The organism is Bradyrhizobium sp. USDA 336, assembly GCF_044908355.1.
GTDB classification, from domain to species: Bacteria; Pseudomonadota; Alphaproteobacteria; order Rhizobiales; family Xanthobacteraceae; genus Bradyrhizobium; species Bradyrhizobium yuanmingense.
The window spans coordinates 1,301,522-1,324,271 of sequence record NZ_JBIYDC010000002.1 but is presented as its reverse complement, the minus strand read 5'-3'; the positions used below and the strand labels follow the sequence as shown (position 1 = coordinate 1,324,271).

24 protein-coding genes and 1 tRNA gene are annotated in these 22,750 nt (G+C 63.7%); 6 read left to right on the top strand and 19 right to left on the bottom strand.

Going from position 1 to position 22,750, the window contains the following annotated elements:
* Positions 1-30: 30 nt before the first annotated feature.
* The 15 genes from nuoK to ABIA45_RS07105 form a co-directional block, all read right to left on the bottom strand.
* Complete coding sequence (gene nuoK / locus ABIA45_RS07175) at positions 31-339, bottom strand: NADH-quinone oxidoreductase subunit NuoK (protein WP_036010170.1); 309 nt, start codon at positions 337-339, stop codon at positions 31-33.
* The gene (locus ABIA45_RS07170) at positions 336-974 is read right to left on the bottom strand and encodes an NADH-quinone oxidoreductase subunit J (RefSeq protein WP_036010173.1); all 639 of its coding nucleotides are present in this window, start codon (positions 972-974) and stop codon (positions 336-338) included. Before ABIA45_RS07170 ends, nuoK begins: the two co-directional genes overlap by 4 nt.
* Before the next feature lie 9 nt (positions 975-983).
* A complete protein-coding gene (nuoI, locus tag ABIA45_RS07165; RefSeq protein ID WP_157283556.1) occupies positions 984-1,478 on the bottom strand; it encodes an NADH-quinone oxidoreductase subunit NuoI in 495 nt (164 codons plus the stop codon).
* An 8-nt stretch (positions 1,479-1,486) separates the two neighbouring features.
* The gene (nuoH, locus tag ABIA45_RS07160; protein ID WP_085969087.1) at positions 1,487-2,554 is read right to left on the bottom strand and encodes an NADH-quinone oxidoreductase subunit NuoH; all 1,068 of its coding nucleotides are present in this window, start codon (positions 2,552-2,554) and stop codon (positions 1,487-1,489) included.
* 10 nt (positions 2,555-2,564) lie between these two features.
* On the bottom strand, positions 2,565-4,640 hold the full coding sequence (nuoG, locus tag ABIA45_RS07155) for an NADH-quinone oxidoreductase subunit NuoG (RefSeq protein WP_271538018.1): 2,076 nt from the start codon (positions 4,638-4,640) through the stop codon (positions 2,565-2,567).
* Positions 4,641-4,645: 5 nt separating this feature from the next.
* A complete protein-coding gene (gene nuoF, locus ABIA45_RS07150; RefSeq protein WP_036025343.1) occupies positions 4,646-5,971 on the bottom strand; it encodes an NADH-quinone oxidoreductase subunit NuoF in 1,326 nt (441 codons plus the stop codon).
* A gap of 15 nt (positions 5,972-5,986) precedes the next feature.
* Positions 5,987-6,187 (bottom strand): hypothetical protein, encoded by a 201-nt coding sequence (locus ABIA45_RS07145; RefSeq protein WP_157283554.1) that lies wholly within the window; start codon positions 6,185-6,187, stop codon positions 5,987-5,989.
* Positions 6,187-6,798 carry an NADH-quinone oxidoreductase subunit NuoE gene (nuoE, locus tag ABIA45_RS07140; RefSeq protein ID WP_271538019.1) on the bottom strand — a complete coding sequence of 204 codons (612 nt, stop codon included), beginning with the start codon at positions 6,796-6,798 and terminating at the stop codon, positions 6,187-6,189. The genes ABIA45_RS07145 and nuoE overlap by 1 nt, the downstream gene beginning before the upstream one ends.
* 12 nt (positions 6,799-6,810) lie before the next feature.
* Positions 6,811-7,818 carry an FkbM family methyltransferase gene (locus tag ABIA45_RS07135; RefSeq protein ID WP_271538243.1) on the bottom strand — a complete coding sequence of 336 codons (1,008 nt, stop codon included), beginning with the start codon at positions 7,816-7,818 and terminating at the stop codon, positions 6,811-6,813.
* On the bottom strand, positions 7,818-9,014 hold the full coding sequence (locus tag ABIA45_RS07130; protein WP_404651518.1) for an NADH-quinone oxidoreductase subunit D: 1,197 nt from the start codon (positions 9,012-9,014) through the stop codon (positions 7,818-7,820). Before ABIA45_RS07130 ends, ABIA45_RS07135 begins: the two co-directional genes overlap by 1 nt.
* Before the next feature lie 2 nt (positions 9,015-9,016).
* Positions 9,017-9,631, bottom strand: coding sequence for an NADH-quinone oxidoreductase subunit C (locus ABIA45_RS07125; protein ID WP_036010195.1), 615 nt, complete (start codon positions 9,629-9,631; stop codon positions 9,017-9,019).
* A gap of 11 nt (positions 9,632-9,642) precedes the next feature.
* A complete protein-coding gene (locus ABIA45_RS07120; protein WP_193760674.1) occupies positions 9,643-10,227 on the bottom strand; it encodes an NADH-quinone oxidoreductase subunit B family protein in 585 nt (194 codons plus the stop codon).
* Positions 10,224-10,589 (bottom strand): NADH-quinone oxidoreductase subunit A, encoded by a 366-nt coding sequence (locus ABIA45_RS07115; RefSeq protein ID WP_008136158.1) that lies wholly within the window; start codon positions 10,587-10,589, stop codon positions 10,224-10,226. The genes ABIA45_RS07120 and ABIA45_RS07115 overlap by 4 nt, the downstream gene beginning before the upstream one ends.
* A 680-nt stretch (positions 10,590-11,269) precedes the next feature.
* Positions 11,270-11,683, bottom strand: a complete 414-nt coding sequence (locus ABIA45_RS07110; protein WP_404651515.1) for a TonB-dependent receptor domain-containing protein — start codon at positions 11,681-11,683, stop codon at positions 11,270-11,272.
* Complete coding sequence (locus tag ABIA45_RS07105) at positions 11,631-13,481, bottom strand: TonB-dependent siderophore receptor (RefSeq protein ID WP_404651513.1); 1,851 nt, start codon at positions 13,479-13,481, stop codon at positions 11,631-11,633. The genes ABIA45_RS07110 and ABIA45_RS07105 overlap by 53 nt, the downstream gene beginning before the upstream one ends.
* Before the next feature lie 406 nt (positions 13,482-13,887).
* Here ABIA45_RS07105 and ABIA45_RS07100 point away from each other — a divergent pair, with 406 nt between their 5' ends.
* Complete coding sequence (locus ABIA45_RS07100; protein ID WP_036010204.1) at positions 13,888-14,091, top strand: hypothetical protein; 204 nt, start codon at positions 13,888-13,890, stop codon at positions 14,089-14,091.
* Between the two features lie 163 nt (positions 14,092-14,254).
* Here ABIA45_RS07100 and ABIA45_RS07095 read toward each other — a convergent pair whose 3' ends face one another.
* The 3 genes from ABIA45_RS07095 to ABIA45_RS07085 form a co-directional block, all read right to left on the bottom strand.
* Positions 14,255-15,361 (bottom strand): hypothetical protein, encoded by a 1,107-nt coding sequence (locus ABIA45_RS07095; RefSeq protein ID WP_404651512.1) that lies wholly within the window; start codon positions 15,359-15,361, stop codon positions 14,255-14,257.
* A gap of 241 nt (positions 15,362-15,602) precedes the next feature.
* Complete coding sequence (locus tag ABIA45_RS07090; protein ID WP_404651511.1) at positions 15,603-15,854, bottom strand: hypothetical protein; 252 nt, start codon at positions 15,852-15,854, stop codon at positions 15,603-15,605.
* Positions 15,855-15,923: 69 nt separating this feature from the next.
* Positions 15,924-16,145, bottom strand: coding sequence for a hypothetical protein (locus ABIA45_RS07085; protein ID WP_404651510.1), 222 nt, complete (start codon positions 16,143-16,145; stop codon positions 15,924-15,926).
* On the opposite strand from ABIA45_RS07085, the gene ABIA45_RS07080 reads away from it, so the two are divergent.
* Positions 16,144-18,288 (top strand): caspase family protein, encoded by a 2,145-nt coding sequence (locus ABIA45_RS07080; RefSeq protein WP_404651509.1) that lies wholly within the window; start codon positions 16,144-16,146, stop codon positions 18,286-18,288. The genes ABIA45_RS07085 and ABIA45_RS07080 overlap by 2 nt on opposite strands.
* Positions 18,289-18,304: 16 nt before the next feature.
* Positions 18,305-19,804: a caspase family protein gene (locus tag ABIA45_RS07075; RefSeq protein WP_404651508.1), complete on the top strand. Its 1,500-nt coding sequence runs from the start codon at positions 18,305-18,307 to the stop codon at positions 19,802-19,804.
* A gap of 101 nt (positions 19,805-19,905) precedes the next feature.
* On the opposite strand, the gene ABIA45_RS07070 is transcribed toward ABIA45_RS07075, so the two are convergent.
* Positions 19,906-19,982 (bottom strand) — tRNA-Asp (locus ABIA45_RS07070).
* Between the two features lie 234 nt (positions 19,983-20,216).
* On the opposite strand from ABIA45_RS07070, the gene ABIA45_RS07065 reads away from it, so the two are divergent.
* The 3 genes from ABIA45_RS07065 (at position 20,217) to ABIA45_RS07055 (ending at position 22,734) form a co-directional block, all read left to right on the top strand.
* Positions 20,217-20,531: an HU family DNA-binding protein gene (locus ABIA45_RS07065; RefSeq protein WP_404651506.1), complete on the top strand. Its 315-nt coding sequence runs from the start codon at positions 20,217-20,219 to the stop codon at positions 20,529-20,531.
* Between the two features lie 98 nt (positions 20,532-20,629).
* Positions 20,630-21,880 (top strand): peptidase T, encoded by a 1,251-nt coding sequence (pepT, locus tag ABIA45_RS07060; protein WP_404651504.1) that lies wholly within the window; start codon positions 20,630-20,632, stop codon positions 21,878-21,880.
* Positions 21,877-22,734: an alpha/beta fold hydrolase gene (locus ABIA45_RS07055; RefSeq protein WP_271538027.1), complete on the top strand. Its 858-nt coding sequence runs from the start codon at positions 21,877-21,879 to the stop codon at positions 22,732-22,734. The genes pepT and ABIA45_RS07055 overlap by 4 nt, the downstream gene beginning before the upstream one ends.
* Positions 22,735-22,750: the final 16 nt, after the last annotated feature.

The following is a 22,750-nucleotide window of genomic DNA, read 5'->3' as shown; positions in this document are numbered from 1 at the left end:
AACCGGCGTCCACTTTTCCGGATCATGCGCTCAGCCCTTCATCAGATTGACGTCCTCAACCGCGATCGAGCCGCGGTTGCGGAAATAGACCACCAGGATGGCGAGACCGATCGCAGCTTCGGCAGCCGCGACCGTCAGCACCAGCAGCGCGAAGACCTGGCCGACGATGTCGCCGAGGAAGCTCGAGAACGCCACGAGGTTGATGTTGACCGAGAGCAGGATCAGCTCGATCGACATCAGGATGACGATGATGTTCTTGCGGTTCAGGAAGATGCCGAGGATGCCGAGCGTGAACAGGATCGCGCCGACCGCCAGATAATGTCCGAGCCCGATCGTCATTTCACCCACTCCGCCGCATCCGCGTCCGAGAGCCCCTGCCCCGGCGCCACCTTGCGCACCGCCATCGCGATGTCGGGCGTGCGCGCGTTCTGAACGTTGATGTCCTGCCGCTTGACCTTCTCCTTGTGGCGCAGCGTCAGCACGATGGCGCCGATCATGGCGACCAGGAGCACCATGCCCGAGAGCTGGAAGTAGTGGATGTACTTCGTATAGAGCACGAGACCGAGCGCCTCGGTGTTGCTGACGTTGGCCGGGATCGCCGCCGTGATCGTCTTGGAGACGCCGGGATTGATGACCCAGAAGCCGACGGTGAGCAGCAACTCGAACATGAAGATGCCGCCGATCACGAGGCCGACTGGCAGGTACTCGATGAAGCCCTCGCGCAGCTCGAGGAAGTCGACGTCGAGCATCATGATCACGAACAGGAACAGCACCGCGACCGCGCCGACATAGACGACGATCAGCATCATGCCGAGGAACTCGGCGCCCATCAGCACGAACAGGCCAGAGGCGTTGACGAAGGCCAGGATCAGGTACAGCACGGAGTGCACGGGATTGCGCGAGACAATCACCATCACGGCCGAGGCGACGCAGACGCCGGCGAAGAGATAAAAGAACAGCGCGGGAAGGATCATGCCCTCACCTCACCGGTACGGCGCGTCGAGCTCGATCGCCTTGGCGATCTCGCGTTCCCAGCGGTCGCCGTTGGCGAGCAGCTTGGCCTTGTCATAATAGAGTTCCTCGCGGGTCTCGGTCGCGAACTCGAAGTTCGGGCCCTCGACGATGGCATCGACCGGACAGGCCTCCTGGCAGAGGCCGCAATAGATGCACTTCACCATGTCGATGTCGTAGCGCACGGTGCGGCGGGTGCCGTCGTTGCGGCGCGGGCCGGCCTCGATGGTGATGGCCTGCGCCGGGCAGACCGCCTCGCACAGCTTGCAGGCGATGCAGCGCTCTTCGCCGTTCGGATAGCGCCGCAGCGCGTGCTCGCCGCGGAAGCGGGGCGAGATCGGGCCCTTCTCGAACGGATAGTTCAGCGTCGGCTTCGGCTGGAAGAAATAACGCATGGCGAGGAAGAACGCCGAGACGAATTCCGACAGCAGAAGCGAGCGTGCAGTGGCGTTGACGTTGATACCCATGACGGCCCTCACTTCGGCGCGATGCCGGCGAAATGCAGCACGCCGGCCACCACGATCACCATCGCCAGCGACAGCGGCAGGAACACCTTCCAGCCGAGGCGCATCAATTGATCGTAGCGGTAGCGCGGCACGATCGCCTTCGCCATCGCGAACAGGAAGAACATGAAGAACAATTTCAGCGAGAACCAGATGATCCCCGGCACCCAGTTGAAGGGCGGCAGGTCCACCGGCGGCAGCCAGCCTCCGAGGAACAGGATGGTCGCCAGCGCGCACATCGTGACGATTGCGACATACTCGCCGAGCATGAACAAGAGGTACGGCGTCGAGCCGTACTCGACCATGAAGCCGGCGACGAGCTCGGATTCGGCTTCGACGAGGTCGAATGGCGGACGGTTGGTTTCCGCCAGCGCCGAGACGTAGAACACCACGAACATCGGGAACAACGGCCAGACGTACCAATTCAGGATCGTCAGCTGCGGCAACCCGATCAGGCTGGCGAGGCCGCGCGCGTGCTGGGCCTCGACCACCGCCGTCAGGTTCAGCGTGCCGGCGCAGAGCAGCACGGTGATGATGACGAAGCCGATCGAGACTTCGTAGGACACCATCTGCGCGGCCGAGCGCAGCGCGGCGAGGAAGGGGTATTTCGAGTTCGACGACCAGCCGGCCATGATGATGCCGTAGATCGACAGCGACGAGATCGCGAAGATGAAGAGGACGCCGACATTGATGTCGGCGATCACCCAGCCGAGATTGGTCGGGATCACGGCCCAGGCGGCGAGCGCGAGCACGCATGAGACTAAGGGAGCAAGGAGAAACACGCCCTTGTTGGCGCCGGCCGGGATGATCGGCTCCTTCAGCACGAACTTCAGCAGGTCGGCGAAGGACTGCAGCAGGCCCCACGGGCCGACCACGTTCGGGCCGCGCCGGATCTGCACCGCCGCCCAGATCTTGCGGTCGGCGAGCAGGATGTAGGCGATCGCGACCAGCAGGACGACGAGCACGAGAACGCTCTGCGCGACCATGATGATCAGCGGCCAGAGGAACCCGGTCCAGAATGCGCTTTCGAAGAATTCCATCAGATCACGCTCACTCCGCTGCGGTCAGCATCTGCCCGGAGGCGAGGCGCGAGCATTCCGCCATCACGGCGGACGCACGCGCGATTGGGTTGGTCAAATAGAAGTCCTCGACCAGAGGCTTGAACGGCGCCTTCTCGGGCGAGCCGCCCTTCCCCGCCAGCTTCTTGATCTGGTCGGCCGAGCCGGCCTCGATCTGGTCGAGACGGATGAGATGCGGCACGGCCTTGAACATCGCCTGGCGCAGCTGCGCAAGCGAGTCGTAGCCGAGCTTCTTGCCGAGCGCTTCCGACAGCGCGCGGATGATCGCCCAGTCCTCGCGGGCCTCGCCCGGCGGGAACGCGGCGCGGCCCGTCATCTGCACGCGGCCTTCGGTGTTGACGTAGATCGCGGATTTCTCGGTGTAGGCGGCCGCCGGCAGGATGACGTCGGCGCGGTGTGCGCCGCGATCACCATGGGTGCCGATATAGACGACGAAAGTGCCGTCCGGCGCCTTGATCTCGTCGGCGCCGAGCAGGAACAGCAAGTCGAGCGTGCCGAAGGTCGTCATCTGCGCAGCATTGAGGCCGCCGCTGGTTGCGGCAAAGCCGATGTCGAGCGCGCCGACGCGCGAGGCGGTCTCGTGCAGCACGCCAAAACCGTTCCAGCCGTCCTTGACTGCGCCGACATCGAGCGCGAGCTTGGCGCTGGCGGCGAGAATGGCGGCGCCGTCGTGACGGGCGGCCGCGCCCGCACCGACCAGGATGATCGGTTTCTCAGCGTTCTTCAGCACGTCCATGAAGGAATGCTTGCCGGCCGCGAGTTCGGCCAGCGTCTCGGTACCGGCACCGAGATGGTCGAAATCATAGGTCAGGTCGGCCTTGGCACCGATCACGCCGACCTTGAAGCCGCCGGCGCGCCAGCGCTTGCGGATGCGGGCGTTGAACACGGCCGCCTCTTTCCGCGGGTTCGCGCCGATGATGAGCAGCGCATCGGCCTGCTCGACGCCGGCGAGCGTCGGATTGAAGATGTAGGAGCCGCGGCCGAGCGCGGGATCGAAGGCATCGCCGCCCTGCACCGCCAGATTGCTCGAACCGTATTTGCCGAGCAGGTCCTTCAGCGCGAACATCTCCTCGACGCCGGCGAGATCGCCTGCGATCGCGCCGATGCGCTTGCCGTCGGTGCGCGCCGCCTTGGCGGCGATCGCAGCGAAGGCCTCGGTCCAGCTCGCTGCGCGCAGCTTGCCGGCTTCGCGGATATAGGGCCGGTCGAGACGCTGGGTGCGGAGGCCATCGACCACGTGCCGGGTCTTGTCGGAGATCCACTCCTCGTTCACGGCCTCGTTGATGCGCGGCAGGATCCGCATCACCTCGCGGCCGCGGGTGTCGACGCGGATCGCAGAGCCGACACCGTCCATGACATCGATCGACTGGGTCTTGCCGAGCTCCCACGGCCGCGCCGCGAAGGCGTAGGGCTTCGAGGTCAGCGCGCCGACCGGGCAGATGTCGACGAGGTTGCCCTGCAATTCCGACGTCAGGGCGTGCTCGAGATAGGTCGTGATCTCCATGTCCTCGCCGCGGCCCGTGGCGCCCATCTCGGGCGCGCCGGCCACTTCCGCCGAGAAGCGGACGCAGCGCGTGCACTGGATGCAGCGGTTCATCGAGGTCTTGACCAGCGCGCCGAGATATTTGTCCTCGACGGCACGCTTGTTCTCGGCGAAGCGGCTGGTGTCGACGCCATAGCCCATCGCCTGGTCCTGCAGGTCGCACTCGCCGCCCTGGTCGCAGATCGGGCAGTCCAAGGGATGGTTGATCAGAAGGAATTCCATCACGCCTTCGCGTGCCTTCTTCACCATCGGCGAACGCGTCGAGATCTCCGGCGGCTCGCCCTTGGGGCCCGGACGGCAGTCGCGCACACCCCAGGCGCAGCTCGCGACCGGCTTCGGGCCGCCCTTCACCTCGACGAGGCACATCCGGCAATTGCCGGCGATCGACAGCCGCTCGTGATAGCAGAAGCGCGGAATCTCGGCGCCGGCCGCCTCGCACGCCTGAAGCAGCGTGTACTCGGCGGGGACATCGATCTCTTTGCCGTCGATGATGAGCTTGGTCATGTCTCTTACTCCGCCGCGACCATGTTCACGGGATCGCGGACGCCGATGTCATCGACATCGGCCTTGTGCGAATATTGGTCGATGCGCGCTTCGATCTCGTGGCGGAAGTGCGTGATCAGGCCCTGGATCGGCCAGGCCGCGGCGTCGCCGAGCGCGCAGATGGTGTGGCCTTCGACCTGCTTGGTGACCTCGAGCAGCATGTCGATCTCGCGCTTGTGGGCGCGGCCTTCAGCCATGCGGGTCAGGACGCGCCACATCCAGCCCGTGCCTTCGCGGCACGGCGTGCACTGGCCGCAGCTCTCGTGCTTGTAGAAATAGGAGATGCGGGCGATCGCACGGATCAGGTCGGTCGACTTGTCCATCACGATCACGGCGGCGGTGCCGAGGCCCGAGCGCAACTTGCTCAGGCTATCGAAATCCATTGGCGTGTCGATGATCTGCTCGGCCGGCACCATGCGCACCGACGAGCCGCCGGGGATCACGGCCTTGAGGTTGTCCCAGCCGCCGCGAATGCCGCCGCAATGCTTCTCGATCAGCTCACGGAACGGGATGCCCATGGCCTCTTCGACGTTGCAGGGCCGCTCGACATGGCCGGAGATGCAGAACAGCTTGGTGCCGACATTGTTCGGGCGGCCGATGCCGGCGAACCACGCCGCGCCGCGGCGCAGGATATCGGGCGCAACGGCGATGGACTCGACGTTGTTGACGGTGGTCGGGCAGCCGAACAGACCGACATTCGCCGGGAACGGCGGCTTCAGCCGCGGCTGGCCCTTCTTGCCCTCGAGGCTTTCGAGCAGCGCGGTCTCCTCGCCGCAGATATAGGCGCCGGCGCCGTGGGCGACGTAGAGGTCGAACGGCCAGCCGTTGAGATTGTCCTTGCCGATCAGCTTGGCCTCGTAGGCCTGGTCGATCGCGGCTTGAAGGCGCTCGCGCTCGCGGATGAACTCGCCGCGGACATAGATGTAGCAGGCATGCGCATTCATCGCGAAGCTCGCGATCAGGCAGCCCTCGACCAACAGATGCGGATCATGCCGCATGATCTCGCGGTCCTTGCAGGTGCCGGGCTCGGATTCGTCGGCGTTGACGACGAGATAGCTCGGACGGCCGTCGGTCGATTCCTTCGGCATGAAGGACCACTTGAGACCGGTCGGGAAGCCGGCGCCGCCGCGGCCGCGCAGGCCCGAGGCCTTCATCTCGTTGATGATCCAGTCGCGGCCCTTGTCGATGATGTTCTTGGTGCCATCCCAAGCGCCACGACGCCGCGCACCCTCCAGCCCCCAATCATGGAGGCCGTAGAGGTTCTTGAAGATGCGGTCCTTGTCCTCGAGCATATCAGTGCTTTCCGATCAACGAATGGACTGCTTGTAGGCAAGTCCGGCGGCGCAGACGGCGAAGAACAGCGCCCAGAGCAGACTGGTCTCCTGCGAGGCGTTCATGAAGAAACGCTGCAGCAGGAACATGAAAGCAGCCGCGATCGCGGCGTGCATGGCGACAAAGCCCCATTTCTTCACGGCCGCGGTCCCTCCGGTTATGGCGAGATCACGCATCAGGTGATCTCCTTGAGCGTGGTCGGTCCTGATATCGGCGCCGAGAATTGGCGGCCGTTCTGCGGACCGGGCTTGGGCGGATTGCCCGAAGCGAAGCCATCGAGCACCTTGCCAAAGCTTTCCTTGGTCAGGTCCTCATAGGTGTCCTTGCCGATCAGCACCATCGGCGCGTTCACGCAGGCGCCCAGGCACTCCACCTCCTCCCAGCTGAAATTGCCGTCCTTGGAGAGATGGAAGGGCTCGTGATGGATGCGGTGCTCGCAGACGTGGATCAGATCCTCGGCGCCGCGTAGCCGGCACGGCGTGGTGCCGCAGACCTGGACGTGGGCCTTCTTGCCGACGGGGGCGAGCTGGAACATGGTGTAGAAGGTCGCGACTTCCAGCACGCGGATATAGGGCATGTCGAGCATGTCGGCGATGACGCGGATCGCGGCTTCCGACACCCAACCCTCGTTCTGCTCCTGCGCACGCCAGAGGATGGCGATGACGGCGGAGGCCTGACGGCCTTCGGGATATTTCGCGATCTGCTGCCGGGCGAATGCGAGGTTCTCCTCCGTGAACGCAAAGCTCGCGGGCTGGACTTCCTTCGGTGCTAATCGGCGAACGGACATCTCTTCAATCTCTCACTGCATGCGGCGCGCGGACTTGGCATTCAGATTCTTGGCATTCAGATTTTTGGTATCCAGGTTCTTGGCGTTCATGGCCTCGATCCTGTCCTGCCAGAATGCGCTTGCGGTGCCGAAAACGTTGTAGCCGACGTGGGTCGAGACCTTGATGCGGTCGAGGATCGACAGCTCGGTCACGGTCTCCATGCGGTTGCTGCGCGGATCGAACACGATCAGCTTCAGCGGGGTCTGTTCGAGGATGAAGCGCGACACGGCGTGAGAACGGTCGCTGCCGTGCTCCTCGCACATGATGACGCTGTCGGCCTGCAGCAGTCGCGCCCCGCCCTTGATCGCCTCGATCTCGACGCCCTCGACGTCGAGCTTGATGAGGTACTTGCCGCTCGCAGCGATCTTGCCGTCATCGATCAGATCGTCGAGCGCGATCACCGGGACCTCCTCGCCGCCCACCGACTGATCGCCGGCGATGCTGAAGGCCTCGTGCTTGGTGCCCGACAGGCGCGCGGTGCCGCGCGCCGCGCCGATGGCGCATTTCATGGTCTCGAAGCGGCCAGCGTTGATGCGGGCATTGTTGGCGAGCTTCGAATAGTTCTGGCCCGACGGCTCGATCGCAATCGCCTTGTGCGCGCCGAACGGCTTACTCGAGACCAGCACCGACCAATAACCGTAATTGGCGCCGCAATCGAGCAGCGTGTAGTCGACGTCGATGGAATCGGCGAACAAGAGCTCGAGCTCGTCCTCGTAAATGTAGGAGCGGTTGAGCAGCTTGCTCCAATAGCCGTCGCCGTAAGGGAATTCGAACACCGCGTCGGGATTGAGCCTGATCGCGATGTTGCGCTCGGGCAGCGTCTTGCGCAGCAAATTCGCGCAGGCGATGTAGCCCATGTGCGAGAAGTGCGAGGAGATCTTCGATCCCGTCACCAGCGCCAAGGCAGCCGTCCGCTCCCACAGGTTGGCCCCTTCAAGGGCCCCCGAGGCACGGTCAAACTGGATCGGCGCCTGCGCCATCACCGATCGACCTCTCCGAACACGATGTCGAGCGAGCCGAGGATCGCCGAGACGTCGGCGAGCAGATGGCCGCGGCAGATGTGGTCCATGGCCTGCAGATGCGCAAAGCCCGGCGCGCGGATCTTGCACTTGTAGGGCTTGTTGGTGCCGTCGGCGACGAGATAGACGCCGAACTCGCCCTTGGGCGCCTCGACCGCGGCGTAGACCTCGCCGGCCGGCACGTGGACGCCTTCGGTGTAGAGCTTGAAGTGGTGGATCAGCGCTTCCATCGAGCGCTTCATCTCGCCGCGGCGCGGCGGCGCGACCTTGTTGTCTTCGACGACGACCGGGCCCTTGCCGTCGGGCGCGTTCAGCTTCTGGATGCACTGCTTCATGACGCGCACGGACTGGCGCATCTCTTCCATGCGGATCAAATAGCGGTCGTAGCAGTCACCGTTCTTGCCGATCGGGATGTCGAAATCCATCTCGGCGTAGCATTCATAGGGCTGCGACTTGCGCAAGTCCCAGGCCGCACCCGAGCCGCGCACCATCACACCCGAGAAACCCCATTCCCAGGCTTCCTTCAGCGGCACCACGCCGATATCGACGTTGCGCTGCTTGAAGATGCGGTTGGCGGTGAGCAGACGGTCGAGATCGTCGACCACCTTGAGGAACGGATCGCACCAGGCCTCGATGTCGTCGACCAGCTTCTGCGGCAGGTCCTGATGCACGCCGCCGATACGGAAATAAGCCGCATGCATGCGGCTGCCCGAGGCGCGCTCGTAGAACACCATCAGCTTCTCGCGCTCTTCGAAGCCCCACAGCGGCGGGGTCAGCGCGCCGACGTCCATCGCCTGCGTGGTGACGTTGAGCAGATGCGAGAGGATGCGGCCGATCTCGCAATAGAGCACGCGGATCAGCTGGCCGCGGCGCGGCACCTCGATGCCGAGCAGCTTTTCTGCGGCGAGGCAAAAGGCGTGCTCCTGGTTCATCGGCGCGACGTAATCGAGGCGGTCGAAATAAGGGATCGCCTGCAAGTACGTCTTCTGCTCGATCAGCTTCTCGGTGCCGCGGTGAAGCAGGCCGATATGCGGATCAACGCGCTCGACGACTTCGCCGTCCAGCTCCAGCACAAGGCGCAGCACGCCGTGCGCCGCCGGGTGTTGCGGTCCGAAGTTGATGGTGAAGTTGCGGAGGTTCTGCGGTTGCTCGTTCATGATCAGACCTTCGGCCCCGCTTTTTCATCGCCCGGAAGCACCGGATAGTCGGCTCCTTCCCAAGGAGACAAAAAGTCGAATTTGCGGAATTCCTGGTTGAGCCGGACCGGCTCGTACACCACCCGCTTCTCCTGGTCGTCGTAGCGGACCTCGACGAAGCCGGTGAGCGGGAAATCCTTGCGCAGCGGATGGCCCTCGAAGCCGTAGTCGGTGAGGATGCGGCGCATGTCGGGATGGCCGACGAAGAACACGCCGTAGAGGTCGTAGGCTTCGCGCTCGAACCAGTCGGCGCCCGGGAAGACGTCGATCAGCGAGGGCACCTGCGTGGTCTCGTCGGCTTGCGCCTTGAGCCGGATGCGCGCGTTCAGCGTCGGCGACAGGAAGTGATAGATCACGTCGAAGCGCTTCTCGCGATCCGGATAGTCCACCGCCGTGATGTCGGTGATGTTGACGAACCGGCAGTTCGGGTCATCGCGGAGGTACTTGACCACCTCGACGATCCTGGCGGCCTCGACGTCCACGGTGAGCTGGTTGAAGGCCACCGAGTGACCGGTCGCGGCGCCCGGAAGCGCGCTAACGATCGTCTGCCCCAGGGCGTCGAGCTTGGCGTCGTCCATGACGTAAAACCTTAGCGTTCGATGGTGCCGGTGCGCCGGATCTTCTTCTGCAGCAGCAGCACGCCGTAGAGCAGCGCCTCCGCCGTGGGCGGGCAGCCCGGCACGTAGATGTCGATCGGCACGATGCGGTCGCAGCCGCGCACGACCGAGTAGGAATAGTGATAATAGCCGCCGCCATTGGCGCAGGAGCCCATCGAGATGACGTAGCGCGGCTCGGGCATCTGGTCGTAGACCTTGCGCAGCGCCGGCGCCATCTTGTTGGTCAGCGTTCCCGCAACGATCATCACGTCGGACTGACGCGGCGAGGCACGCGGGGCGAAGCCGAAGCGCTCGACGTCGTAGCGCGGCATCGAGACCTGCATCATCTCGACCGCGCAGCAGGCAAGACCGAAGGTCATCCACATCAACGAGCCGGTGCGGGCCCAGGTGATGAGGTCGTCGGTCGCGGCCACGAAGAAGCCCTTGTCGGACAGCTCGGAATTGACCTCGAGGAAGAACGGATCATTGGCCCCAACCGGCTTGCCGGTCGACGGATCCAGAATGCCCTTCGGGGCCGGTGCGATCACCGGACCTGCGGACTGCGTATTCGGGTTCAATCCCATTCGAGGGCCCCTTTCTTCCATTCATAGGCGAACCCGACCGTCAGTACGGCGAGGAACACCACCATGGACCAGAAGCCGGTCGCGCCAAGCTTGCCGAACGCCACCGCCCAGGGAAACAGAAACGCCACCTCGAGATCGAAGATGATGAAGAGGATGGCGACGAGATAGAAGCGGACGTCGAACTTCATGCGGGCGTCGTCGAAGGCGTTGAAGCCGCACTCGTAGGCCGACAGCTTTTCGGGATCCGGCTGCTGGAACGCCACGATGAACGGCGCGATCAGCAGCACGAGGCCGATCAGGCCCGCTACCCCTATAAAGACGACGAGTGGAAGATAGTTCTGCAGAATGCCGCTCATTGGCGAGCCCTTTTCCCGCAGCCTCGGGACAGCCACGGATTCGTCCGATTTGGAATTATTCTGAGCCTTAGCGCAGTGCACCAATGGGCGCAAGACACGCTCTTTTCAGGCCCTTTGCCGCCCCCAGAACGGTGAAAATCCCGGAATCACCCCGCGGCTGGTATGGAGCAGATCGCCCCACCCAGCAAGGGCTGCCACGGTCTCGCAGGTCAGCCGTTCTGAGATTGCGGCACTCGGGCCGAGGCAGCTACTCGCTGCGCGCTGACCGACCAAATGCTCGGGTTTTCGGTGCGGCAGTGCAGCGCCGTAGGGGCAACTTCCCCCTGTTGTCGCGGCGACAGATTTGCCGATCGGCGCGGCCCCGACACCAATGCTGGTGCCGCCGCCTCAGGTGCAGGAAAGACCTGTCCACAGCTCAGAGTAATCGGAGGAGCCATGCGTCATCACGAGACCGGAGCCCGTCCGGCGAATGTGTCCGCGATTGGCTCCAAGCCGGCAGCGAGCGCGGCGGCGGCGACCTGCCGGTCGCTCGCGCCGCGCTCGGATGAGCTTTGGGCCGGGGGGCATGGCCCGCGAGCTCATCGTGACGGCGGATCAGCGGACGCCCAGGCGGAGCCGGGCGAACATCACGATCAATTGCTCCGAGCCCCAGAGCCTTCCGGCCCTGCCCTCGGCTGCCCTCACCATTTGTAGGAGACGCTGGCGGTGACGCGCCGACGGTCTCCGTAGAAGCAGGACGTGGCCGACGCGCAGCTCGCGACATAGATCTTGTCGGTCAGGTTGATCACGTTCAGCGCCGTGCGCCAGTTCTGCCATTCATAGTGGAGCGCGAGATCGCCGAGCACAACCGCGGGAACCTCGAGGGTGTTGGCGGTATCGGCCCAGGACGAGCCGATGTAGCGCACGCCACCTCCGAAGCCGAACCCTGCGAGCGGACCATCCTTGAAGGTGTAGTCGGCCCAGCCGGACACCAGGAGTTCGGGCGTGTTGGTCGGCGTCTTGCCGACGAGCGTCGGATCGAGATCCTTGCTCACAAAGAGATTATAGGCCGTGAAGGCACCAATGAATTTCAGCTCCTTCGTGGCGTTGGCCACCGCCTCGAGCTCGATGCCGCGCGACGTCACCTCGCCAGTCTGATTTTGCAGGAGCGGAACGCTGCCCGGCACCGTTTGTCGGGACATTCTGACGGACAAGGTCGAACGCCGAGACCGTGAAATAGCCGTCGAATCCGACCGGCGCGACCTTCACGCCGATTTCGGCCTGCTTGCCGGTCTCCGGCAGGAACAGCTGGTTCGTCGCATTGAGGCCGATGATTGGATTGTAGCTGGTCGAATAGGAGATATAGGGCGCGATGCCGTTGTCGAAATTGTAGATCAGCCCGGCGCGACCACTGAACCTGCTGTCGTCGCGGCTGGCGAGGTTGGCGCCGGTGTCCCGAGCCTCCTGCGTCGTCTCGACCCAGTCATTGCGGCCGCTCAGCACCAGCGTGAAATTGCCGAGCTTCATCTGGTCCTGAACGTAAGTGCCAGCCTGTTTCTGCGTGATGAGGAAGTTGCGGAACGGCGAGCCGGGTAGCGGAACCTCAGCTCCTCCATAGGCCGGATTGAAGACGTTGATCGAGGGCACACCGAACCCGAAGGCCTGGTAATCGTCGATTTGATAGCCCCGCAGATCGACACCGAACAGCATCGTGTGCCTGACAGCGCCGGTGTTGAAACGATACTCCAGCTGGTTGTCGAGATTGGCCTGGTTCGCGGTGTTTTTCGCATACCAGTTATAGCGGCCCATCGTCGCCGTGTTGATGTTGTCCCAGCCGTTGCCGACATAACCGCGGTAGCTGATGTCGACATGAGCAAAGCGAGCGTTCTGACGGAACGTCACATCGTCGGTGAGATGGCGCTCGAACTGATAGCCGAGCATCTCCTGCTCGCGCGTGAACTTGTCGACACTGGGATCGCCGACAAAGAAGCTGGTCGGGATCTTGCCGAACGGCGCGCTGGTCACCGTGCCCTGATACGGCAGGAAGTTGATGCCGCGGGTATCCTGCTTCGAGGCCGAGGCCAGCACTGTGAAGGTCGTGTCGGCATCGGGCTTCCACGTCACCGACGGCGCGATGAAGTAGTTGTTGTCAGGCGTGAAGTTGACCTGCGTACCGCCGTTCTGGACCTGACCGACCACGCGTGCGAACAGCTTGCCGTTGTCAGGGCTGGTCGCGACCGGGCCGCCCATGTCGAAGCTGACATAGGCGTTGCCGAAATTGTTGACGCCCGCCTCGATGTAGCGGATCGGCTCCGCCGGCGGCATCTTGCTGATGACGTTGACGATGCCGCTCGGGCTCGATCCGCCGTAAAGCACTGCCGACGGACCACGCAACACTTCGACCCGCTCCATGTTGGGGGTCTGCAGCTTCCAGCTTGCGTAAGACGTATAGAACAGTTGCATGCCGTCGAGGAACAGACCGATATCCTCTGACTTGAAGCCGCGGATCAGCCACCAATCGTTGCGCGTGTCCGTGCCGAAAGTCCCTGCCCGCACGCCGGCGGTGTAGCGCAGGACCTCGTCGAGCTTGTTCGGCTTCTGGTCGCGGATCTGCTCGGCACCGATGACGGACACCGCCTGCGGCGTCTCCATGATCGGCGTGTTGGTCTTGGTGCCCGACGAGCTGCGGCCGGCGACGTAGCCGTTCACCGGCCCGCGCGGCGTCTCGACGAAGCCGACGTCGCGCCGTGGCTGCGGCCTGTTCGTGGCGGGGGTCTGCACCGAGATCCGCGTTGCGCGGCGCTGAGGCGTCGCCGCGGTGCGGCGGCGCGCTTCCGGCGCCGTGACCGTCACCGGCGGAATGTTCTGCGCGCCACTCTGCGCGGAAGATTGTGCAAGCGATGCCTGAGGCATCAAGACCCAAGCGGAAGCGGTCGCCAACACGGCCGACCGCAGCATTCCAAGACTGTTCAACGCGCCACCCCAAAGCTGCATGTTCGATGCGTCATGCCGCCTGTTCCCCAACGGCATGCGCTTGTGGTGACGCTTATGTGAGGGCGCGCGATTTCCCTAATTGAAAGCTTCTTAGAAAGACTCTTAGAAGCACTCCAGAATGCGCTTGGCGTCCGCTGCCTCCGGGGCCCCCTCGCTCCGGATCGACATGCCAGGCCTCGGAAGGGCCGCCTCCAACCCCCACTCCGGGCGAGCCCCGCCAAGCAGGAGATGAAACCATTTTGCGGAACCCGCGAAACCATCCGGAAACAGATGGCCCGTAGAAGATGAGCCCATAGACGGCGGCAAAGCCCGTCGGGAGGCTCAGATGAACCACTCAATTCATTCTGCTGATCGTGCGACCCACCTGAAGATCGTGGTGGTGGCGCTGGTCGCCGGCATTGCCGTGGCCGGCTTCGGGATCGCGGCCCGCACCCACGCCGATTACAGCCAGACCGCCCAATCCACCCAGGTCATCAAGGCCGGCAAGCCGGTGGTCGTGACCAGCGCGGGGACGTCGGAGATTCGCTGAACACCGGAATAGGTCCGGATTGAGACCAAACGGCCGCCTTCGGGCGGCCTTTTCGTTTGGTTTCGCCCATGCGACGGCGCCACGGGGATGTGCCTCCGCCAGACGCAAGAGGAGCGCAACAAGGTGCCGCTAGGCCCGGCCGGCATCCGTCTTCGAGATCACTCTACCAGGTATAGCGAAGGCCGGCCTGAGTACCCGCGATCGAGGTTCCGAATCCGCCAACCCCAGGCAGCAGCGGGTCCGGCAAGGTGATGCTGCTGCCATGAACCTCAAGGTAGGACGACAGCTGCGGCGTCCAGAGCACGTTGACCTTTGCGGAACCGCGAAGGCCATTGGTACCGATCATGCCGGCCGCAACGGGGACCGCACCTCCAACGGCGCCGGCGCCGCTCGCATCGACAATCCTGTAGTACTGACCCAAGATCGACGGCTGGATCTTAAAGCCCAGCCAGTCCGCCTCGAATCCGACGCGCATGCCACCGTGAAATTCGGTTGAATCGCCCGTCTTGCTGCCGAAATTGGCGGTATAGCTCTCCGAATAGGTTACGCCGACCGTGGGCTCGAACCACACGGTGTAGGGGAAGTCGAACCGGTATTGGCCGTTCCAGGTATAGGCGATGCCGCTGCCGTCCGCGGTCGCGGCAAGGGGCAGATTGGATGTGCTGCGAGTCCAGCTCGCGAGCGCGGTGAAGTCAGTCGAGAAACCGCCGTTGAGATACGACAGGGTGCCGGAAGTCGATGGAATTGAACCATCGGTAGTCAGTCCGCCATTCGTGAAGGTGTGCGCCCATGAGTGGGAGCCAGTCCCGATGAAGGTCAGCGCGTCGGTTGCAGTGAAGATACCGATCTTGGTCACATCGACTGCGCCGGTCACTGTCGCAACGCTGACCTGGACCCCGCTCGATTGCGCACTGTCGCCACTGCCGACGAGGTTCGCGCCGTAAAGCCAAGCCGCCGGGGGCGGCGCTGCAAGTGCCGGAGCCTTGGCGTAGGCCAAGGCACCGAACGGATTGCTGACACCCCTTGCGGCGAACGGATTACGACGGTCGAAATCCGACTCCTCGCCGCTGAAGCGCAGCATTCCAGGAGGAGTAACGACCCTGCGATGCTGAATCTGGTCGCGGACGTTCTGGATGATGTTCTGAACGGTGTTGTTGATGACTTGCTGCGGAACATTGACCTCCTGTGCGGAGACCGGTCGCGTCGCAAACAGACTAAGCAAAAAAGGTACGGCCACGACAAAGCCGCGGCGGAAAATTCCTGCCCTCATGGTATTCGATCAGCCCCCTGCTGGTTCAGCCCGAGCCTTGGCGGGAGGTAAATTCCCGCAAGCTTCAGGCGCCGAATTTATTTGCAAAGCACCCGCGGCGTCTTCACCTGATTGGCTGAATTGGGGGTTCGGCTCCATCAAGCGCGCCCAGCTGATGCTCATTTGCAACACTTTCCCAGGCCGCGCTGCACGCCGAGCAATACGAGAAGCAACCCAACGCAGGGGACGCGCCGATATCCCTCTACTCCACCGTCGAGCGGTTTCGCTTCTTCGCGGCACCACGCTGCGTTGCCGCCTGGCTCAGCTCCGGACTTTTCTTAGGCCTGCCTGCTTCCCGTGCCCGGATGTGCCGCCGCACGTCCTCTCGAACGTTCTGAATGATCGAGTCGCGTGACGATTCGGCCGGATCATTGCAGCGGGCCACGCTGCACAAAGCGACGAGCAGCGGCAGGGCCAGAATCGGCGCACGGGCGAACTTGACTGTCCTGGTCATCCGCAGTCTCCGAAGATGTCGCCGGCCTTGGCCGCCTGCGCCATCAACACCAGCGCAGCGCGACTGGTTTCACCGCTCGCGATGTGCAGCCTTTTGGTCGAAGCATCGCCACTCCCGGTTCACGAAATCCTGAACACGGACGCCTTTGATGTCGTCATCCAGCATCCCTTGCTGTAAAATCCACGAACAAGCCGCCTTAGCCCGTTTCTGCGATTTTTCATTTTCTGAGTTTCTGCCGATGCCTGCCCATTTCGGGATTTTCGTTCTCCCAAGCTCGCGTCCCGTCTTCATGTTGCAGGATCTGGCACGCCGGATCGCCGTTCTCGGCTGCGTAGCGTTGTCGCTGCTCGTTTCGACAATACTGCAGGCGGCCGCCGGAGACAGGATCGCGCTCGTTGTCGGCAACAGCAACTATCGCAAGGTCCCAAAACTCATCAACCCGGCCAACGACGCCGCCGACATGGCGACGTCGCTGGGTCGTCTGGGATATTCCGTCAGGCACCTCGCCGACCTCGACTACAATCATTTCCGGCAGGCCCTCATCGAATTCGGCAATGCGGCGAAGACGGCCGACAAGGCGGTAATCTTCTTCGCAGGCCATGGCGTCGAAATGGACGGAAAGAACTGGCTGATTCCGGTCGATGCCGAAATCAAGTCCGAGATCGATGTCTATGCCGAGGCGATCAATCTCGAGACCCTGATCGATATCTCCGTGATGCCGAAGATCATCGGCCTCGTGGTTCTCGACGCCTGTCGCAACGACCCGTTCGAAACGACGAAGGTCGCCGCCGCGGGACGCGCGCTGTCGTCGCGGCCATCGAAGGCGGCCGCGCCAGTGTCCGGCACAGCCCGTTCCCCGACCCCTTTCGCGCCCGACACGCGCGGCCTTGCCCCTGTCGAGGTGAGCGACAACGTGCTGGTTGCCTTTGCGGCTGCTGCCGGCACGACGGCGAGCGACGGGGCCGGGCGGAATAGCCCCTACTCCGGCTCGCTCCTGCGCCATGTCGAAACGCCGCAACTCGAGATCAACTATCTCTTCCGGATCGTGCACGACGAAGTCTGGAAGGAGACCGGGACACAAGAGCCGGCGATCTACGGGACGCTGCCGAAGGGCGACATCTATCTCAACGGCGAAGCCGCCGTCGCAAGCGGCGATGGCGGAGCAGATGCCGAGCAGCTCGCCTGGGAGTTCGTCCGCTCGACCAACGACATCGCGACCTTGCGCCGTTTCGCCCAGCAATTCCCGGCGAGCGCGCATACGGCCGAAATCGACCAGCGCATTGCGCAGTTGCAGACGGCTGAAACGAACGCCTGGAAGATCGTCGAGCGTCAGAAGTCGCTCGCGGCCTACCGCGCCTATCTGGATCTCTATCCGTTTGGCGAGCATGTCGAGAGCGCCCGGGTCGCGCTGGCTTCGCTTGAGAAGTCGGCCAAGCCGGGCCAAGCCACCGGGCAGATCGACATGCCGGGTCCGCCACCGGCGAGCTATCAGCTCGCCTCGGCCGAGACGACCACCGGCAATTCGCAGGCAGTCGAGAAGGCATGGGACGTCCTGAAGGAATCGCGCGACAAGAGCGTGGTTGGCCGGTTTGCCGAGCGCTATCCGAGCTCGCGCCATAACCGCCTGCCGCCGGGCAGCGACCTTGCCCTGCGACCTGTCAATTCCACCGAACTGATGCTGCAATCAGCGCACGACAGCGACGTGAACGCCTGCTTCGACGGCGATTCCGGGGCGTGCGCCAGATCCATCAAAAAATACCCCGACTACGTCCAGCTTCAATTCCAGCTTTGCCGGACCAAGGGCAATCCCAAGGGATGCATGATCAACGCGGTGACCGAGGCGCGCAGGCGCGGGCTCCTGGTTTCCGCCTACACCCGCTCGGAAGAGGAAAAGGTTCGCAATCGCGAATATCGGCGAGTGGTTGCACGCGTGAACCAGAATGTCGGCAATGTGGTCAGCGGCGTCGTCAGCAACGTCGTCGGCAACGTAGTCAGCAATGCCGTTTCGACTGCGGTCAGCAATGCCGCGTCGAGCGCAGCAAGCCGGGCGGCATCGCAGGCGGCATCATCCGCGGCGTCGAGCGCTGCCAGCCGATCAGCCTCGAGCGCCGCATCGAGCGCGGCCAGCAGAGCGGCCTCCACCGCCGCCTCGAATGCCGCGAGCCGCGTCACCATTCCATCGGACATCCGCCTCAAGGAGGACATCACGGCACTCGGCTGGACCGATACTGGCCTCCGCCTCTATCGCTATCGATACAAGGGCGATGCGAGGTTCTATGTCGGCGTGATGGCGCAGGAGGTCGCGCTGCAGACTCCCGCGGCGGTGTCGTCTGGAGTGGACGGGTTTCTGCGCGTCGACTATGGTCTGCTCGGCCTCGATTTCCTCACCGACCGCGACTGGATGAGGCGGCAGCTCCGTTCGGGCATCGACTAAGGGACGCGACTCCATCTTGCGCTGGCTGGCACTGTTCATTGCCATCGGGCTTCTCTTCGACGCCGAAGCGGAAGCTTCCAACCGCCGTGTCGCCTTGGTCATTGGAAACGCGAGCTACGCGAACGCGCCGCCGCTCGGCTCTCCCGTCAACGATGCCGAGGACATTGCCGCGGCTCTCGCCGGCCTCGGCTTCGACGTCGATCTGCGCAAGAACACGACCATCGACGATCTGCGCGTGGGGCTCGTCGCCTTCACCGAGAAGTCCGCCGCTGCGGACATCGCGGTCGTCTATTTTGCCGGATACAGCGCAGCTGCCGGTGTCGGCAGTTACCTGATCCCCGTCGATGCGCATCTCGCCACACCTGAGTCGGCCAGCGCAGAGACCGTTCCCCTGCCTGCGGTGACCGCTGCCGCAGGGCGGGCTCGCAGGCTGGGTCTGGTGATCCTGGATGCCATGCGGGAGAACCCGTTCCCTGCCATACCGAATGGCCGCCGCAGCAGCTCTTCCCTGACCTCAGCCGGAAGCGCACCAATCCGCAACACGCTCGTGTTCTTTCCAGCGGAGCCGGGGCGGACCGCGGAAGAAGGCGAAGGCCGCAACAGCCCTTTCGCTGCGGCGCTGCTGAAATACCTCCGGCAGGCCGACCTCGAGATCAACTTCGTGTTTCGCAACGTTCGCGACGAGGTTCGGCAGGCAACACACCGGAAGCAGACGCCCTACATGTATGGTCAGCTTTCCAAGGACAAGATCTATCTCCATCCCGTCAAGCAAGTCGTTCAGGACGATACCGCCGTCATGCAGCACTGCGACAACGCCGTTGCCGGGCTCGCGGATTTGAGGGCAGCCGGCGCCGCCCAAGGCGAGACGCGCGACGATACAAAGGTGGCGGGCGCGGTTGCGGCGTGCGCGGAGGCGGTCAAGCGGTGGCCAGGGGTGGACCGCCTGCACTACCAGCTCGGGCGTTTATTGTTCGCCATGCGCGATTACGGAGGAGCGGTGGCGAGCTACAAGGCGGCATCCGAACTCGGCAACGCACGCGCGCTCTACGAGCTCGGATTGATGTATGAGAACGGCAACGGCGTCGAGAAAGATCCGGCCCGCTCGCGCTTCTACTATGAGATGGCCGCCGAGAAGAAGATTGCGCCAGCACTCGTTAGCCTCGGCCTACAGCAGGAGCGTGGAATCGGCGCGGCCAGCGATCCCGCAAAGGCCTATGCGTTGTACCAGCGGGCCGCCGAGCTCGGCGATGCGACGGCCATCAACAGGATGGGGGAGCTTGCCGAGAAGGGACTGGGAGCCAGGCGAGACCTGAAATTGGCTCGGGCGCTGTACCAGAGGGGCGCCGCGATGGGCGGACTCGAAGCCCTGGTCAATCTCGCCCGGTGCAACGCCAATGGAATCGGCGGCCGACGGGACCCTGCCGAGGCCAGGCGGCTCCTGGCCAAGGCGGCGCAGGCCGGCAGCACCGACGCACGGCGCATCCTCGCGCATATCGAGGAGCGCAAGCCGAAATAGACGGACTCTGGCAGGGAAGGAAGCGATCGGAATGAAACAGCAGTCCAAGCGGCGCTTTTGGCTACCAGTAGACAGCAACTGTTTGATCTATTTGCCAAAAATGGCGCGAGAGACGGGGCTCGAACCCGCGACCTCCGGCGTGACAGGCCGGCGCTCTAACCAACTGAGCTACTCCCGCGTGACACGCAATGTCTGCGGAACGAGGGGGGACTTAAAGGCCCGATCTGGTGAAGTCAAGGATGTTGCATCCGCAGCCCAAACCGGCGGATTCCACTGCTGGCACACACGAACGCGGCCCTCGGCAACGCCGGCGGCGTAGTCAGTCCGGTCCCGAATCGTCTACGCCTCCGGGAACTTGCGGATCAGGGGCCCATCTCCCTCTGGACGACCTGCAAGATCGAGGAGGCCAGACATGGCTAAGAAGGATCCGGCTAAGAAGGCAGCCGCGCCCGCCACGATCACACTCAAGCACCTCGCCGCCGACATTGCCGAGCGCCAGGATGTCTCCAAAAAGCATGCCGAGGCCGTCCTGACCGACATGGTCGATCTGATCACCAAGCACCTCAAGAAGGGCGACCGGGTCCGCATCGTCGGCCTCGGCATCCTCCAGGTCCGCAAGCGCGCCGCCCGCACCGGCCGTAATCCTTCCACCGGCGAAGCGATCCACATCAAGGCCACCAGGAAGGTCGCGTTCCGCCCGGTGAAGGAACTGAAGGAAGCGATCTGAGGCCACTAAAGCCTGCCCCCGAGCCCGTTCCGGCCGCATCCCGGCCCGCTTTTCTGATATACCGCCTGCTTCCCGAACATTCGGCGGTTTGACCAGAAATGTCCTCCCTCTCCTTTTCGCATACCGTGACCGAGCGCTTCCTGCGCTACGTCACCATCGACACCCAGTCCGATCCGGCATCTCCCAGCTCACCGTCGACCGAGAAACAGAAGGATCTCGGCCGCGTGCTCGCTGCCGAGCTGAAGGCCATGGGCGTTGTGGACGCGCATCTCGACCATTACGGCTACGTCTACGGAACGATCCCGGCCAACACCGACAAGAAGGTGCCGGTGATCTGCTTCTGCTCGCATATGGACACCTCGCCCGACGTCACCGGCAAGGACGTCAAGCCGCAAATCGTGAAGAACTATCGCGGCGGCGACATCGTCCTGCCCGGCGACACCAGCCAGGTGATCCGCTTCAATGAGCACCCCGCGCTGAAGAACCAGATCGGCAACGACATCATCACCACCGACGGCACGACGCTATTGGGCGCCGACAACAAGGCCGGCGTTGCCGAGATCATGGATGCCGCGCATTTCTTCATCAACAACCCCGAGGTGAAGCACGGCACCATCAAGATCCTGTTCACGCCCGACGAGGAGATCGGCCGCGGCGTCGACAATGTCGACCTGAACAAGCTGGGCGCCGATTTCGGCTACACCATGGACGGCGAGAGCGCCGGCTGCGTCGAGGACGAGACCTTCTCGGCCGACGGCGCCACCATCACCATCCACGGCGTCAGCGCCCATCCCGGCTACGCCAAGGGCAAGATGGAGCACGCGATCAAGATCGCCGCCGCCATCGTCGAGCGTCTGCCGAAGGAGGGCTGCTCGCCCGAGACCACCTCGGGCAAGCAGGGTTTTCTGCATCCGATCGGCATCGACGGCGCGCTCGAACAGGCGACGCTCTCCTTCATCGTCCGCGACTTCACCGAGGAAGGGCTGAAGGAGAAGGAGGCGCTGCTCGAGGGCATCGTCAAGGACGTCATGAAGGATTATCCGCGCTCGACCTACACGTTCGAGGTCAAGGAGCAGTACCGCAACATGAAGCAGGTGATCGACCGTCACCCGCACGTGCTGGAATACGCCATCGAGGCGATCCGCCGTGCCGGCCTGCGCCCGATGCGCACCGCGATCCGCGGTGGCACCGACGGCTCGCGCCTGTCCTTCATGGGACTGCCCTGCCCCAACATCTTTGCCGGCGAGCACGCGTTCCATTCGCGGCTCGAATGGGTCAGCCGACAGGACATGGAAAAGGCGGTGCAGACCATCGTGCATCTGGCGATGATCTGGGAAGAGAAGGCTTGAAGCGCGACGAGACTGGAATGAATCATCACCGCGCTTCGATGCAATACGTCGCGTCCGGCCGTGCCAGCCTTGCGACAGAAGTGGCAGGCGACGGTCCTGCCGTCGTCTTTCTTCATGCGAATGTGTGCGACCGGCGCATGTGGCGCGCTCAATGCGATGAATTGAGCGCCACGCACAGGGCGGTCGGGTATGACCGACGCGGGTTCGGCGAAACCCGCGCCGAGCCCGAAGACTTTTCCGCGCTTGCTGATCTCCTCGTAGTGCTGGAAGCAACCGCAGGCGGCGAGCCCGCAATCCTCGTCGGCTGCTCACTTGGCGGGCGCATCGCGCTTGATGCCGCCGTCCGGCATCCCTCGCGCGTTCGCGCCCTGGTTCTGATCGCCCCCAATGTCGCGGGTGCACCCGATCCGGTCTATCCCGCCGACATCGAGACGCTGATGATGCGATGGAAGGAGATCGAAGCGTCAGGCGATCTTGATCGGATGAACGCGATGAAGGCGCGCCTCTGGCTGGACGGACCACGGGCTGCCGAAGGTCGCGTTGGCGGTCCGGCTCGCGATCTGTTCCTTGATATGAACGGCATCGCACTCCGCTCGCCGCCGTTCGGATCGGACGTCGATATTAGACCCTTCTTCAACCGGCTTCATGAGATCGCAGTGCCGACCCTCATCATATGGGGCGACCTCGATTTCCCCTATGTGCAGGACCGCTGCCGTCATCTCGTCGCGGCAATTCCGGGCGCGGAAGGCCATGAGGTTCGTGATGTGGCCCATCTTCCGAGCCTCGAGTGCCCAGCGGAGATCACAGCTCTCGTTGCGGCGTTCGTTCAGCAACATGCGGGGGCGGACAGGTAGGTCCACCCCCGATTTA

What these genes read in the sequence shown, in the direction of transcription:
- nuoG (WP_271538018.1), bottom strand. Translation starts at nt 4,640, where the DNA reads ATGACCAAGCTCATCATCGACGGCAAAGAGATCGATGTCCCCGCCGAG.
- nuoH (WP_085969087.1), bottom strand. Translation starts at nt 2,554, where the DNA reads ATGGAATTCTTCGAAAGCGCATTCTGGACCGGGTTCCTCTGGCCGCTG.
- nuoK (WP_036010170.1), bottom strand. Translation starts at nt 339, where the DNA reads ATGACGATCGGGCTCGGACATTATCTGGCGGTCGGCGCGATCCTGTTC.
- ABIA45_RS07085 (WP_404651510.1), bottom strand. Translation starts at nt 16,145, where the DNA reads ATGAAGACGGGACGCGAGCTTGGGAGAACGAAAATCCCGAAATGGGCA.
- ABIA45_RS07125 (WP_036010195.1), bottom strand. Translation starts at nt 9,631, where the DNA reads ATGGACGACGCCAAGCTCGACGCCCTGGGGCAGACGATCGTTAGCGCG.
- ABIA45_RS07115 (WP_008136158.1), bottom strand. Translation starts at nt 10,589, where the DNA reads ATGAGCGGCATTCTGCAGAACTATCTTCCACTCGTCGTCTTTATAGGG.
- pepT (WP_404651504.1), top strand. Translation starts at nt 20,630, where the DNA reads ATGTCCTCCCTCTCCTTTTCGCATACCGTGACCGAGCGCTTCCTGCGC.
- ABIA45_RS07145 (WP_157283554.1), bottom strand. Translation starts at nt 6,187, where the DNA reads ATGCGTGATCTCGCCATAACCGGAGGGACCGCGGCCGTGAAGAAATGG.
- nuoF (WP_036025343.1), bottom strand. Translation starts at nt 5,971, where the DNA reads ATGCTCGAGGACAAGGACCGCATCTTCAAGAACCTCTACGGCCTCCAT.
- ABIA45_RS07130 (WP_404651518.1), bottom strand. Translation starts at nt 9,014, where the DNA reads ATGAACGAGCAACCGCAGAACCTCCGCAACTTCACCATCAACTTCGGA.
- ABIA45_RS07095 (WP_404651512.1), bottom strand. Translation starts at nt 15,361, where the DNA reads ATGAGGGCAGGAATTTTCCGCCGCGGCTTTGTCGTGGCCGTACCTTTT.
- nuoE (WP_271538019.1), bottom strand. Translation starts at nt 6,798, where the DNA reads ATGTCCGTTCGCCGATTAGCACCGAAGGAAGTCCAGCCCGCGAGCTTT.
- ABIA45_RS07100 (WP_036010204.1), top strand. Translation starts at nt 13,888, where the DNA reads ATGAACCACTCAATTCATTCTGCTGATCGTGCGACCCACCTGAAGATC.
- ABIA45_RS07090 (WP_404651511.1), bottom strand. Translation starts at nt 15,854, where the DNA reads ATGACCAGGACAGTCAAGTTCGCCCGTGCGCCGATTCTGGCCCTGCCG.
- ABIA45_RS07135 (WP_271538243.1), bottom strand. Translation starts at nt 7,818, where the DNA reads ATGGCGCAGGCGCCGATCCAGTTTGACCGTGCCTCGGGGGCCCTTGAA.
- ABIA45_RS07065 (WP_404651506.1), top strand. Translation starts at nt 20,217, where the DNA reads ATGGCTAAGAAGGATCCGGCTAAGAAGGCAGCCGCGCCCGCCACGATC.
- ABIA45_RS07080 (WP_404651509.1), top strand. Translation starts at nt 16,144, where the DNA reads ATGTTGCAGGATCTGGCACGCCGGATCGCCGTTCTCGGCTGCGTAGCG.
- ABIA45_RS07170 (WP_036010173.1), bottom strand. Translation starts at nt 974, where the DNA reads ATGATCCTTCCCGCGCTGTTCTTTTATCTCTTCGCCGGCGTCTGCGTC.
- ABIA45_RS07105 (WP_404651513.1), bottom strand. Translation starts at nt 13,481, where the DNA reads ATGCCTCAGGCATCGCTTGCACAATCTTCCGCGCAGAGTGGCGCGCAG.
- nuoI (WP_157283556.1), bottom strand. Translation starts at nt 1,478, where the DNA reads ATGGGTATCAACGTCAACGCCACTGCACGCTCGCTTCTGCTGTCGGAA.